Origin of the sequence: Streptomyces sp. SUK 48 (assembly GCF_009650765.1) — a bacterium.
GTDB lineage: Bacteria > Actinomycetota > Actinomycetes > Streptomycetales > Streptomycetaceae > Streptomyces.
In genome coordinates, this window is the sequence record NZ_CP045740.1 from 8,088,822 (window position 1) to 8,102,058 (window position 13,237).

The 13,237-nt window shown below is 70.9% G+C and carries 14 protein-coding genes; 11 read left to right on the forward strand and 3 right to left on the reverse strand.

Annotated features, from left to right (window positions below):
* The first annotated feature begins 229 nt into the window (after positions 1–229).
* The 3 genes from GHR20_RS35495 to GHR20_RS35505 all read left to right on the forward strand — a co-directional run bounded on the left by GHR20_RS35495 (position 230) and on the right by GHR20_RS35505 (position 3,167).
* On the forward strand, positions 230–613 hold the full coding sequence (locus tag GHR20_RS35495; RefSeq protein WP_194859079.1) for an STAS domain-containing protein: 384 nt from the start codon (positions 230–232) through the stop codon (positions 611–613).
* A complete protein-coding gene (locus GHR20_RS35500) occupies positions 610–2,829 on the forward strand; it encodes a SpoIIE family protein phosphatase (protein WP_153815607.1) in 2,220 nt (739 codons plus the stop codon). The genes GHR20_RS35495 and GHR20_RS35500 overlap by 4 nt, the downstream gene beginning before the upstream one ends.
* A 65-nt stretch (positions 2,830–2,894) precedes the next feature.
* A complete protein-coding gene (locus GHR20_RS35505; RefSeq protein ID WP_111587101.1) occupies positions 2,895–3,167 on the forward strand; it encodes a DUF3253 domain-containing protein in 273 nt (90 codons plus the stop codon).
* A gap of 121 nt (positions 3,168–3,288) precedes the next feature.
* Here GHR20_RS35505 and GHR20_RS35510 read toward each other — a convergent pair whose 3' ends face one another.
* The gene (locus tag GHR20_RS35510) at positions 3,289–4,005 is read right to left on the reverse strand and encodes an SDR family oxidoreductase (RefSeq protein ID WP_153815608.1); all 717 of its coding nucleotides are present in this window, start codon (positions 4,003–4,005) and stop codon (positions 3,289–3,291) included.
* Between the two features lie 142 nt (positions 4,006–4,147).
* Here GHR20_RS35510 and GHR20_RS35515 point away from each other — a divergent pair, with 142 nt between their 5' ends.
* From GHR20_RS35515 to GHR20_RS35540, 7 genes are all read left to right on the forward strand, one after another.
* Positions 4,148–5,101, forward strand: coding sequence for an AraC family transcriptional regulator (locus tag GHR20_RS35515; RefSeq protein ID WP_153815609.1), 954 nt, complete (start codon positions 4,148–4,150; stop codon positions 5,099–5,101).
* Between the two features lie 244 nt (positions 5,102–5,345).
* A complete protein-coding gene (gene glgX, locus GHR20_RS35520) occupies positions 5,346–7,487 on the forward strand; it encodes a glycogen debranching protein GlgX (protein WP_153815610.1) in 2,142 nt (713 codons plus the stop codon).
* A 129-nt stretch (positions 7,488–7,616) separates the two neighbouring features.
* The gene (locus GHR20_RS36995) at positions 7,617–7,763 is read left to right on the forward strand and encodes a hypothetical protein (RefSeq protein ID WP_187279129.1); all 147 of its coding nucleotides are present in this window, start codon (positions 7,617–7,619) and stop codon (positions 7,761–7,763) included.
* Complete coding sequence (locus tag GHR20_RS35525) at positions 7,760–8,365, forward strand: PRC-barrel domain-containing protein (protein ID WP_111587097.1); 606 nt, start codon at positions 7,760–7,762, stop codon at positions 8,363–8,365. Before GHR20_RS36995 ends, GHR20_RS35525 begins: the two co-directional genes overlap by 4 nt.
* Positions 8,362–8,787: a PRC-barrel domain-containing protein gene (locus tag GHR20_RS35530; RefSeq protein WP_111587096.1), complete on the forward strand. Its 426-nt coding sequence runs from the start codon at positions 8,362–8,364 to the stop codon at positions 8,785–8,787. Before GHR20_RS35525 ends, GHR20_RS35530 begins: the two co-directional genes overlap by 4 nt.
* Positions 8,788–9,221: 434 nt before the next feature.
* Positions 9,222–9,479, forward strand: a complete 258-nt coding sequence (locus GHR20_RS35535) for a chaplin (protein ID WP_275549830.1) — start codon at positions 9,222–9,224, stop codon at positions 9,477–9,479.
* Between the two features lie 202 nt (positions 9,480–9,681).
* Entirely contained in the window at positions 9,682–10,329 is a 648-nt protein-coding gene (locus GHR20_RS35540; RefSeq protein ID WP_153815611.1) for a carbonic anhydrase, read from the forward strand.
* 119 nt (positions 10,330–10,448) lie between these two features.
* On the opposite strand, the gene GHR20_RS35545 is transcribed toward GHR20_RS35540, so the two are convergent.
* Positions 10,449–11,426: an L-threonylcarbamoyladenylate synthase gene (locus GHR20_RS35545; RefSeq protein WP_243878233.1), complete on the reverse strand. Its 978-nt coding sequence runs from the start codon at positions 11,424–11,426 to the stop codon at positions 10,449–10,451.
* A gap of 254 nt (positions 11,427–11,680) precedes the next feature.
* Here GHR20_RS35545 and GHR20_RS35550 point away from each other — a divergent pair, with 254 nt between their 5' ends.
* A complete protein-coding gene (locus tag GHR20_RS35550; RefSeq protein ID WP_153815613.1) occupies positions 11,681–12,256 on the forward strand; it encodes a PAS and ANTAR domain-containing protein in 576 nt (191 codons plus the stop codon).
* 381 nt (positions 12,257–12,637) lie between these two features.
* On the opposite strand, the gene GHR20_RS35555 is transcribed toward GHR20_RS35550, so the two are convergent.
* Positions 12,638–13,123, reverse strand: coding sequence for a MarR family transcriptional regulator (locus tag GHR20_RS35555; protein WP_181516722.1), 486 nt, complete (start codon positions 13,121–13,123; stop codon positions 12,638–12,640).
* Positions 13,124–13,237: the final 114 nt, after the last annotated feature.

Here is a 13,237-nt window from a genome sequence, read left to right on the forward strand (position 1 = left end):
ATACTCACATTCGCGCGGGACAGTGAGCCAACCCCGGGGGCGGCGACCGCGCCCTCCGCCGGCGACCGGACGTGCGGCGTGCCACCTTTCGCGGTCCGGCGTGAGCCGCGCGACCAGGGGAAGGGCGGTGGTGCCCCTCGGCCTCCGGAGGCCCGCCCGGACGCGGCGCCACCGCCTGTCTGATAATCGGTGAAGACGTGGGAAGCGGAGGAGGCCGACGGTGTTTTCGGTGGATGCGGGGCCAGGCGGGCGCGAGCGCGTGCTCGCTCTGCGCGGTGAGCTGGATTACGCCAGTGCCGCGCAGCTCCGGGAGGCGGCGGACGCGGTGCTCGCCGGGCCGCAGCCGCCTGCCCTGGTGGTCCTCGACTGTTCGGCCCTGGAGTTCTGTGACTCCTCGGGCATCAACGTTCTGATCGGGATGCACCAGCGGCTGGAGGCACGCGGAGGCGTGCTGAGGCTGGCGGGAGTGCCCGGTTCGGTGACGCGGGTGTTCACCCTGACCGGCCTGGACCAGGTCATAGGTCTGTACGGCACCGTGGCCGACGCGTCGGCCCCAGCGGCCGGTGACCATGGATCGTCCGCCATACGTGCGGCGAGCGAGAGGCAGCGATGACTCGCGTTCCGGAGCAGCAGCCCAGCGAGGCCGTGCACAGGCCGGGCGGCCCGGAGGAGGACGAGGACTTCCGGGCCCTGTTCGGCCGGTCGACGGCGGTGTTCGCGTCCCTGGCCGGGCCCGCCCATATGGTGGAGGCCGCCAACGAGGCGTTCTTCGCCGCGATCGGCGGCGGGGAGCGGGTCCGCGTGGGAGTGCCGCTGGGGCAGTTGATGCCGGAGCTGGCCGAGCAGGGCTTCATCACCTTGCTGGATCAGGTCTACCGCACCGGCGAACGGTACGTCGGACGCGACGCCCGGGTGCTGATCGGGACCGGCTCCGCGGCACGGGAGGCGTTCTTCGACTTCACGTACGAGCCGCGGACGGACACGGGCGGCAACGTCACCGGTGTACGGGTCATCGGGGTGGAGACCACCCAGGTCAAGCAGGCCCAGCGGCTCGCGGCCGAGCACCGGGTGCTGCTGGAGCAGATCGCTCGCCAGGCGCCCCTGTCCGAGGTGCTGGAGGGCATGGCTCGCGCGATCGAGGAGCTGGCACCGGAAGGCGTCCTGGTCTCCGTGCTGCTCGCCGACGCCGACGGCAGGCATCTGCGGCACGGCGCGGCCCCGAGCCTGCCCGATTTCTACAACCAGGCCATCGACGGTATCGCCACCGGCGAGGGCGTCGGCTCCTGCGGTACCGCCGCCCACCGGCGCCGGCCGGTCATCGTCTCCGACATCACCACCGATCCGTTCTGGGACGACTTCCTGCACCTCGCCCAGGCCGCGGGGCTGGCGGCCTGCTGGTCCACGCCCATCCTGGCCAGGGACGGTTCCCTGCTGGGCACCTTCGCCATGTACCACCGCACCCCGCGGGCGCCCCAGGAGTCCGACCTCGCCCTGGCCCGTGTGTTCGCCGACACCGCCGCCCTGGCCATCGAACGCCACCAGGCGGACGAAGCCCGCCGGGCCGCCGAGAGGAAGGAGCGGGCGGCACGCGCCGACCTGGCCTTCCTCCTCAACGCCAGTACCGCCCTCACCTCCGGACTGGACCAGGGACAGACCCTGCGGCGCCTGGCCACCTCCTGCGTCCCGGCGCTGGCCCCGCTGGCCGCGGTCGACATCGTCGACCTCGGCCGGGTGCACCGCATCGCCACCGCCGCCCCCACCCAGGCCCAGCAGGACCTTCTCGCCTCCCACATCCCCGTCTACGACGCCGACGACGACGCCGTCGCCCGCGTCCTGGCCTCCGGCCTGAGCGAGGTCGCCCGCCGCACCCCCACCGGTCCCGGTCCCTGGCACGAGCTGGGCGTCACCGGCTACCTCTGCGTCCCGCTCCTCGACCGGGGCCGCGCCTTCGGCACCCTGACCCTGCTGTCCACCAAAGAGCACGCCTTCGACGGCCACACCATCGCCCTCGCCGAGGAACTCACCCGGCGCGCCGCCTCAGCCGCGCTCAACGCCCGCCAGTACACCCAGCGCGTCGCGCTCACACGGGATCTTCAGGCGGGGCTCCTCCTGCCCGAGATCCCGGCCCTGCCCGGCGCCCAGGCCGCCGCCTACTATCACCCCGCCGGGGAGGGACTGGACATCGGCGGCGACTTCTACGACCTCTTCCCCCTCGACGACGGCAGCTGGGCGTTCATGCTCGGCGACGTCTGCGGCCGCGGCGCCACAGCCGCCACCACCACCGCCCTGGTCCGCCACACCGCCCGCGCCGTCGCCCCCCTCCTGCCCGGCCCCGAAGCAGTCGTCCGAGCCGTCAACAAAGCCCTCCTGCAACGGCCCCACAGCCATGGCACCGGTTTCGTCACCCTCGTCTACGGCCACTTCACTCCCGCCCGAGCCGGTGGCCTCGACCTCACCCTGGTCCGAGCCGGCCACACCCTGCCCCTCCACCTCGACCAGCACGGTACGGCGCACCCCCTCGACTGCCCCGGCGGCCTCATCGGCATCAGCGACGAAGCCCACCTCACCACCCGCCACCTGCACCTCGAACCGGCCGAAAGCCTCGTGCTGTACACCGACGGCATCACCGAGGCCCGCAATCACGACCGGGAACAATTCGGCGAGGAACGCCTCACCCACGCCCTCGGTCACGCCTCGTCCCCGCTCACCGCACAGCAGACCATCGACACGCTGACCCGCGCCGTGCACGCCTTCACCGGTCCTCACGGCATACACGATGACCAGGCGGCCCTCGTTCTCACCGCCACCCCACCCGCCGGCCGGCCATGACACTCCAGCCCGACCGGAGCTGAGCCGAAGGCCCGTCCCGGTCGTGCCGGTGGGATGCTGAGGGGATGGCGCACAGCGATCGGGAAGCGGACCGGCGCTTGGAACGAGCGATCCTGGAACTGCTGGACCGCCGCGGTCCGACGGCGACGATCTGCCCCTCCGACGCCGCGCGGGCGGCGTACGAAGGGGATGACGACGGCTGGCGCGCGCTCATGGAACCGGTCCGCCGCGCCGCACGGCGACTGGTCGCCGCCGGCGAGGTGGAGATCACGCAGTCCGGCCGCCCTGTCGAGCCGGCCACGGCCCGCGGCCCCATCCGCATCCGCCGCACGCGCTGACACGGCGGCCCCCGGACTCGGCGCCGCGACGTGCTGATGCTTGGTGCCTTTCGCGCCGGTTCGACCCGTGCAGGAGTGCATCGCGGCGTTGCTCCGTGGGCCGCTCCGCCCGGCGCCTGTGTCACACCAGCGCCGCGCCGCCGTCTATCGCGAGCGTGGTGCCGGTGACGTAGGCGTTGGACAAGACGAAGAGATAGGCCGCCGCGGCTTCCTCGGCAGTGCCGACACGCCGCGTGAGCAGCTCGGACCCGGCGCCCTGAAGGAACGCCTCCGGGTCCGGGACACTGCCGTCCCACAGCTCGGTGCGGATCACACCGGGCTGGATCACGTTGACGCGCAGCGGGGCGAGTTCGACGGCGAGTGCCCGGGACAGGGCCTCGATGCCGCCGGTGATGCCTGCCGTGAGCGCGGTTCCGGTCAGGGGGCGGATCGCGAGGACGCCGGAGCTGAACGTGATCGAGCCACCGTCGCGCAGTCGCGGTGCCGCGTACTTGGCGGAGAGGAACGCGCCCCAGAACCGGCGCTCGAAGACCGCCCTGGCCTCCTGCGGAGTGGTGTCGGCCAACGGCCTGATCAGCAGAGATTCGCCCGCGGTGTAGACGAGGTGGTCGAACTCTCCGACCTGCTCGAAGAACGCGGCGATGGCGTCGCCGTCGGCGACGTCCAGGCGCCAGCCTTCGGCCGGCTCGCCCAACCGCTTCGTCGCGGCGTCCACGCGGTCCTGATTGCTGGAGGCGACCACGACGTCCGCGCCGGCCGCCACGGCCTGCTGGGCTACCGCGTAGCCGATGCCGGAGGTTCCACCGATGATCACGATCTTCTTGCCGACCAGAGACATGGGATCCATTCCTTCGTCGATGCAGTGCCGGGTTCGGCAACCGCCATGGCAAGAACGTACGTCTCCGCATCGAGACGATGAATGACCGAGAATCTCGATTTCCTGTCATATCGTCTTGTCTCACGGGCGCTAGAGTGGCGCTATGGACATCCTGAGCGACACCCTCGAAGTCCTGCGCACGGGACGCCCGATGGTGACGCGCACCGACGCACGCGCCCCGTGGGCCCTGAAGTTCCAGCCCCTCTCAGGAGCCGGATTCCACGTGGTCGTGGAAGGTCACTGCCACCTGCTGCCACCGCACGGCCCACCGCTCTCGCTCGGACCCGGCGACATCGTGTTCCTGCGGCGCGGCAGCGGACACACCCTGTGCGACGCGCTCGGCCGCGATCCGGTGGACTTCGTACCGGAGCGCGTGGACCGTTCCTCGCCGATCGGCCAGGTCACCGTGGACGGACCGGGGCCGCACACGGTGCTGGTGTGCGGTGCGTACGCGATCGATGTCGATCGCCCGCATCCGCTGTTCAGCGATCTACCGGAGGTCATCCACCTCCCTGCGGTTCCGGGCCGCCACCCGGTGCTGCGCTCGGCGGTCGATCAGCTGTGTGCCGAGTTCCACGCGCCGCAGCCGGGCTCGGACGCGGTCGTCACGGCGCTCATCGATCTGCTGCTGCTGTACATCCTCCGGTCGTGGTACGCCGAACTGCCGAAGGAGCGGACCCGGGGCTGGACGGCCGCGCTGACCGACCCGGCAGTCGCCCCGGCCCTGAAGGCGATCCACGACGATCCTGGCCGTCCCTGGACCGTGGAGTCGCTGGGCACCCACGCCGGGCTGTCCCGCGCGGCGTTCGCCCGCCGCTTCGCCTCGGTGGTCGGCGAGCCGCCGTTGACCTACCTGACCAACTGGCGGATGGCCACCGCGGCGCGGTTGCTGCACCAGTCGCCGGCCCCGCTGAGCACCATCGCGCAGCACACGGGGTACACATCGGAGTTCGCCTTCGCCAAGGCTTTCAAACGACACTTCGGATCGCCGCCGGGGGCCTATCGCAAGCAGGTCAGGACGGCAGACGACGATTCACGCGGATACAAATGGCGATGAGGGCCACGGCATCACCGCAGCGGATCGCGAAGTCGCACTGGACCACAAGGCGTTCGTCCCCCGGCCGACCGCCCGGCACGGAGGCGTAAGCCGGCTTCCTGTCCGACTTAGCCGACAACGCTGTTCGCCGCCGACCGGCCGGGATGGTCCGAGCGGGCACCGGGGGCATGGCTGCGAGCGGCCCGGGCACAAGGGAACGACGGGCAAAGGGCTTTCCCCATCCATGCTGGCTAGGGACGTGGTCATGCGTATCTGGCAAGAGAGCACGAAGATAGGACCGCGGCCGGGCCGGATGTCGCCGCTGGGCGCCACCTTCGACGGCGCCGGCACGAACTTCGCGGTGTTCTCCGAAGTCGCGCAGCTCGTGGAGCTGTGTCTCTTCGACGAAGACGGAACGGAAGAGCGCGTCCCACTGCGGGAGGTGGACGGCTTCGTCCACCACATCTACCTGCCGGACGTCGGACCCGGACGGCGCTACGGGTTCCGGGTGCACGGACCGTGCCGTCCGGAGCAGGGCGACCGCTGCAACCCGAACAAGTTGCTGCTCGACCCCTACGCCAAGGCGATCGAGGGCGAAATCCATTGGGACGAGGCCCTCTTCCCCTACCGTTTCGGGGACGTCGAGCGGCGCAACGAGCTGGACTCCGCGCCCTACACCGCGAAATCGGTGGTGGTGAACCCCTACTTCGACTGGGGCAGCGACCACCCGCCGCGGACCCCGTACCACGAGACGGTCATCTACGAGGCCCACGTCAAGGGTATGACGCGGACCCACCCCGCGATCCCGGAGGCCATGCGCGGCACCTACGCCGCGCTCGCGCACCCGGCCATGGTCGAGTACTTCGTCAAGCTGGGTGTCACCGCGGTGGAGCTGATGCCGGTCCATCAGTTCGTGCAGGACCACGCCTTGGTGGAGAAGGGACTGTCGAACTACTGGGGGTACAACACCATCGGATTCTTCGCGCCGCACAACGCCTACTGTTCCTCGGGGCAGCGGGGCGAGCAGGTGCAGGAGTTCCGCTCGATGGTCAAGACCCTGCACGAGGCGGGCATCGAGGTGATCCTCGACGTCGTCTACAACCACACCGCGGAGGGGAACCACCTCGGCCCGGTGCTGTCGTTCAGGGGCTTGGACAACGCGGCGTACTACCGCCTGTCCGAGGAGGACCCGCGCTTCTACTGGGACACCACCGGCACCGGCAACAGCCTGCGGATGAACCACCCGCACACCCTTCAGCTGATCATGGACTCGCTGCGCTACTGGGTGACCGAGATGCATGTCGACGGCTTCCGGTTCGACCTCGCCGCCACCCTGGCCCGCCAGTTCCACGAGGTCGACCGGCTGTCGTCGTTCTTCGACCTCGTCCAGCAGGACCCGGTCATCTCCCAGGTCAAGCTCATCGCCGAGCCGTGGGACGTCGGCGACGGCGGCTACCAGGTCGGCAACTTCCCCCCGCTGTGGACCGAGTGGAACGGCAAGTACCGCGACACCGTACGCGACTTCTGGCGCGGCGAGGGCGGCACCCTGGGGGAGTTCGCCTCCCGCCTCACCGGTTCCTCCGACCTCTACCAGAGCGACGGCCGGCGCCCCTACGCATCGGTCAACTTCGTCACCGCGCACGACGGATTCACCCTGCGCGACCTGGTGTCGTACGACGGCAAGCACAATGAGGCCAATGGCGAGGAGAACCGGGACGGCGAGAACCACAACCGCTCCTGGAACTGCGGGGTGGAGGGCGCCACCCGGGACCGGGACGTCCTCGCCCTGCGCGCCCGGCAGCAGCGCAACCTCCTCGCCACCCTGCTGCTCTCCCAGGGCGTGCCCATGCTGCTGCACGGCGACGAACTCGGCCGCACCCAGCACGGCAACAACAACGCCTACTGCCAGGACGGGGAACTGGCCTGGATCGACTGGCCGAGCGCCATCGACGGCAGCGAACTGCTCGACTTCACGCGCAGGCTGATCACCCTGCGCCGCGATCACCCGGTCTTCCGCAGGCGACGGTTCTTCAAGGGCCGGGTGGCTCAGGGAAGCAGCGCCGACGGCAAGGACATCACCTGGTTCACCCCCGCCGGGCGCGAGATGAACGACACCGACTGGGACACCGGCTTCGCCAGGTCCCTGATGGTCCACCTCAACGGGAAGGCCATCACGGAACCGGACCTGCGCGGCCTGCGAGTGGCGGACGACTCCTTCCTCCTGCTCTTCAACGCCCACAGCCAGGCCCTCTCCTTCACCCTCCCCGAGGAGACGGGACGGTGGTGGGCGGTGGAGGTGGACACGGCCATCCCGTACACCGAGTACCGGCCGCTGATCAAGGGCGGCAGCGAGGTCGAGGTCGAAGCCCGCGCCATGCTCGTGCTGCGGGGTCACCAGGACGAGTGAGCCCGCCCGGGCGGCGTCCGGCCTTCGCCACGGCGGAAGGCGTGCAACCCCTCTGTGCGGGAAGCCGGAAGCCAGGGGAGCGCCACATGGGGCGACGACCCGGGCGGAGACGGCAGAAGGAGGTCGGCGATGGAATGGTCCGGCTGGATTGTTCTCTTCATCGCGGTAGTGGTGTTGCTCGCCGCCGCGGCACTGGTGGTCCAGGCCAGGCGCCGTAGCGGAACGGTGATCGCCATGCGTTCGGGCCGCAGGCCGGGCGGGAAGGGATCGCGGTGATCATCCCTCTGCTCGCCTCGGAACTGACCAAGAGGGTGGTCGTGACCCTGGACGGCGAGGCGGTCGCTCAGATCAAGGACACCGTCTTCGACTTCAGGGCCGGCCGGATCACCGGTTTCACCCTGAGCGGGCGCGGCCTGCTCGGCGGTCCGCTCAAAGTGAGCCTCCCGCTCTCCGGAGTGCACGCCATCGGACCGTCCGCCGTGATGATCCCCAGTGCGGCGGTCCTGGCGGAGCGGAAGGCGGTCCTGTCGGCCCACCAGGCCGAACAGGGGCAGGTCATCGGCGCACCGGTCCTCACGGACCAGGGAACCGAGACGGGCACGGTCCTGGACGTCGTGATCGAGGCCGGCGGCAGCGGTCGTGTGATCGGCTTCGAGATCTCCATGAAGGAGACCACCGACCAGGGGAAACGCAGGGCGTTCATCCCACGCGGCGAGACGCTCGCCGTCTCCGGACGGGCCATGGTCATCCCGGCACAGGCCCACCACTTCATCGCGGACGACCTGCCCAGCTTCGGCGCCCAGGTCGAGGCATTCCGCCGGTCCACCGCGCAGCCGCCCCACCGCACGCCCACGACCGACGAAGAGGCCCTGTCATGAGGCTGTTCAGCCAGACCCGCGGCCTGCCGGTGATCACGACCGAGGAGGCCGAACAACTCGGCCGCGTGGAGGACCTGACCGTCGACCCGCGCACGAGGAGTGTCGTCTGCGTACGTCTGTCCGGGGCGCCGAAACACGCGGCGACGGTCGCGTGGGAGCTGATCGAAGGAGTGGGGCAGGACGCCGTCGTCGTACGCTCCGTCGCCTCCGCCGGTGACGGCCCGCACGAATTTCCCACCCATCACGAGATCCTCGGCAAGCGGGTCCTCACGGAGCACGGCACCGCGCACGGCACCGTCAAGGACATCGCCTTCGACACCACCACGGGGCACGTCCACACGCTGTACACGGCCCTCGGGGACATCCCCGGAGACCACCTCCTGGGCGTCGGCGAGTACGCCGTCGTCGTACGCGCTGCCTAGGCGACGTCTTCTCGTGATCACTGCTGGCGGATCGTGGTGCCGTGACACGTCGCCATGAACTGCCCGACGTCGAGCGGGAGACAACCCCGCCCTCGCCCGGGACCACGATGTCCCGTGGCGCCGTCTGTACCGCCTCCGGCGGTCTCCTGACCGACGGCACGGCCACCGGTCCCGGGCACCCCGGTCCCGGGACCGCCGGTCGTCCTCGCCACGCTGGGCAAGGCCGCCGGCTTCCTCCGCACGACCCTCCTCCGCACGACCGACTAGAGCCCCGGCTCGACGGCTGTGCCATGGCCGCGGTGTAGTGCGATCGGGTGATTCGGCCCGTTGTGCCCAGTCCGCGCGCAGGGTGGCAGCGGATTACCGGTGCCTGGTCGCGGCACGCGGCCGGCCGGCGGTGACTGCCGCCGCGACAGGGAGGAAGGCACGTGAACATGATGTCTCTGCGGTCTCGGGTGATGCGGGGAGCCGGTCTGGTGGCCGCCGCGGGTGCGGTCCTGCTCGGTGGCGCGGCGGCCGCGTCGGCCGACAGTGGAGCGCAGGGGGTGGCGGTCGGCTCGCCGGGTGTCCTGTCGGGCAACGTGATCCAGGTCCCGATCGACATCCCGGTCAACGTCTGCGGGAACACCGTCGACGTGATCGGCCTGCTCAACCCCGCCTTCGGCAACGCCTGCGTCAACACCGGCATGTGACGCACCAGGCCACCGGTATGTGACGTACCAGGCCACCGCGACAGACCTGTCCGAGGGTGCCCGGCTCCTCTCCGAGCACCCTCGGACCAACCGTGGCAACAGGTCCTGACCGACAGCGGCGCTTGCTGACGGTCCCCGCGGTTCGGCCGCGCTTCGAAAGACCGTGCGGGCAAGCTGCGAGCCGTCCATCTAGGCTGCGGGCATGACCGAGACCCATACCGCGAGTCCGACACCACGCGAAGCCTTCGAACTGCTGCTGTCCGGTAACCGGCGCTTCATCGCCGGCACCCCCGATCACCCCAACCAGGACGTCACCCGCCGCGCCGAGATCGCTCCGTCCCAGCAGCCGTTCGCCGTGCTGTTCGGCTGCTCCGATTCCCGGCTGGCCGCCGAGATCATTTTCGACCGGGGCCTCGGCGACCTGTTCGTGGTCCGCACCGCCGGCCACGTCATGGGACCGGAGGTGCTGGGCAGTATCGAATTCGGCGTGGATGTACTGGGCTGCCCGCTGGTCGTGGTCCTGGGCCACGACTCGTGCGGGGCGGTCGGCGCGGCGTGCGCCGCGCTGGAGAACGGCATGACGCCGGCCGGATACGTCCGGGACGTCGTCGAACGGGTGACCCCGAGCGTGCTGGCCGCGCACGCCGCCGGACAGGTCGAACCCGAGGAGATCCTCGCCACGCACATAGGGCACACCGTCGACCTGCTGCTCGACCGGTCCCGGGTCCTCGCCGAGAGGGTCGCCGAGGGCCGGGCCGCCGTGGTGGGCCTGCGCTATCGCCTGGCGGACGGCAGCGCGCACCTCGTCACCTCCCGCGGCCTCGACACGCCGGTATCCAGCGCCACCTGACCGCCGCCGGCCGTGCGGACGCGGGAGGGGAGGTACGACGCTCCTCCCGCGTCCCGACGCTCACGCGACCGGCCACCCGGGGAGGGAAACGGCCCGTGGAGGCGTGGAGCCGCTATCGGTCACACGGTGGATCGGGGCCCCGCCGCACGGCGCAGCCGGTTGGCGATCGCCAGTCCCAGCCCCTCCTCCGCCGGCAAGGAGGCGAAGATCAGGTCGCACCCCTGCTCGTCGAATCCGCGCAGGAACCCGTACAGCTCGCGTGCGTACGCGGCCGCCGAACGGGGGACGGGCACCACGGCGTGCACCTTGACCACGGCACCGGCGGACGAGGAGGGGAGGAAGACGCCGACCCGGTGTCCCGACTCCTGCGCCAGCTCCGCCTCGGCGAGCACCTTCTCCGGCTCGACGAGGACGACACGCGCCCGCGGCGCGTAGTGCGACGGGTGCTGGCCGGGCACCCGCACACGGCTCGACGAGGGGACGTCGAGCGGGCCTCCCACCACCGCTTCGAGTTCCTCGCGCGTCACGCCGCCCGGCCGGAGGATGCTCGGCGTATCGCCCGTGACGTCGACGATGGTCGACTCGACGCCGACCGCGCAGGGGCCGCCTTCCAGCACGAAGTCGACCGCGTCGCCGAGCTCGGCACGGACATGGTCCGTCGTGGTGGGGCTGACCGAGCCGAACCGGTTGGCGGACGGGGCCGTGACCCCGCCGCCGAAGGCGTCCAGCAGGGCCAGCGCGACCGGGTGGTCGGGGACGCGCACGGCCACCGTGTCGAGACCACCGGTCGCCTCCAGGGGCACCCGGCGACCGCGCCGCAGCACCAGGGTGAGCGGCCCCGGCCACAGGTGCTCGGCCAGCAGACGCGCCGCCGCGGGCACGTCCTCGACCCATTCGTCCAGCAGATCGGCGTGGCCGATGTGGACGATCAGAGGGTGGGTGGGCGGCCGTCCCTTGACCTGGAAGATGCGCGCGACGGCGGCGGGGTCCTCGGCGTTGGCGCCCAGGCCGTAGACGGTCTCGGTCGGGAGGGCGACCAGCCCCCCGGCACGCAGCACGCCGGCCGCCTGCTCGATGTCACTTGTACTTGCTGTCACCCGCGCAATTTTAGGAGCAGAAAGTCCGGGGCCGGCCGTGATGGGCTCGGACCAGCACGGTCGGGCTCCGGGCCGGCCGGCACGGGGTGGCGGCCGTCTGGTGCCGAAAGCTTCCGCAAGCACCCGTAATAGCATGAAAAAGAAGACTCTGGTCATGTCGGGGTGGGGCCTGGACGGGAGGCCCGGTGGTGCGCGAAGAGCTCACTCGGCGCGTTGATGAGACGGACGAGCTGACGGGAGTTTTCATCCATCGGGTGAAGGACGGCACCTGGTGGTGGTCGGACGAGATGTACCGCCTGTACGGCGACCCGCCCGACTCGGTCGAGCCGACGAGCGCGCTGCTGCGTGAGCACCAGCACGCCGACAACCGCGAACGGGTGGGAAAGGCGCTCGCGGCGGTCCGTGAGGACGGGAAGCCGTTCGGCTGCTACCACCGCATCACGGACGCCTCCGGCAAGGAGCACGCGGTCGTCATGGTGGCCGACGCCAGGACCGACGACACCGGCGGTGTGGTAACCGTGCGCGGCTTCGTCGTCGACATCACGGACCCCCTCAGCCGGCACGCCCGCTCCCTCGCCGACGGTGACGTGAGCAAGGCCCGGCTCAGCCAGGAGGACATCGACCTGGCGCGCGGGATCCTCATGGCCCAGTACGGAGTCGACGCCGACGTGGCGCTCCGCATCATGCGCTGGCAGTCCCAGCACACGAACCGGAGGATGCGGGACGTCGCCGGCGCGCTCGTAGCCGCGGCCCCGACGCCGTCCGGCGAGCCGCAGCACCACCTGGCGCACCGGATCGGCGCCGTCCTGTACCCCTCCGAGAGCGACTGAGGGCTCGCGCACCGCGCCCGCCCGGGCCGACCCGGACGCGCGCCGACGAGACCCGAACCGCCGTGGTCAGCCGCCGCTCCGACCGTTCGGCCGTCCTTTCGCGGGGTCCGTCCGGCCCTGGCCGAGCGACCGCTCGGGCGCGGCCGGGAGACGTGCGCGGACGGACTCGGGGTATCCGAACCCAGGTAGGGGCCCTGCGGGCGTCTGTTGCCATTTGACAATAATGGTCTTGGGGCAAGAAAGTGACCGTGTCAAGCCGCACGGGGAAGGGCGGGGAATGTTCCGGTGGGCGGAGGTCGCTCCGTGCGATGGTCGCCGACGCGCTGCGACGTCGGGGGGTCCGGTGGGGCGCCCCGGTGTTCGGGCGGCCCGGCCGTCCGCTCAGGCGGTCCGGTCGTCCGACTGCTCGGCGGTGTCGTGCATCTGCGACGCCGCCGCGCGGCAGAACGCCTCCAGGCCCTCCAGCAGCGCCGTTCGCTTGCCCGCGGGCATGAGGGCCAGAACCGCCTCCAGTTCCTTCTCCCTGCGTGCGCGCAGGTCCACCAGGAAGGCCCGGCCCTTGCTGCTGAGGTGCAGGCACACCTCGCGCCGGTTGACCGCGCTTATCACGCGTTCGACGAGGCCGGCGGCGATCAGCCGGTCGCACAGCCGACTGGTGGACGGGGGCGTGGAGGCGAGAGCGTCGCTGAGTGTGCGCAGGTTGATACCGTCCTGGTGCTCCAGGGTCAGCAGCACCCGCAACTGGGATGCCGACGCCGGAGCGGTGGAGGCCCGGCCCCACAGGACTTCCAGCAACTCTCCAGCCGTCGCGGTCACACGGGCGACCTCGACGGGCTCCGGGCGGGGGCGGAAAGCAGCCACTGTCACACTCTCGCAGGCACTGGGACGGCCGCCAGCCTACTAGGCGCCCGCAGTGGCTGTAGAGCTTTGGTCGGCCCGGGCGGCTCGACCCGACTGAATCGTATGACCTCGTCACGTGAA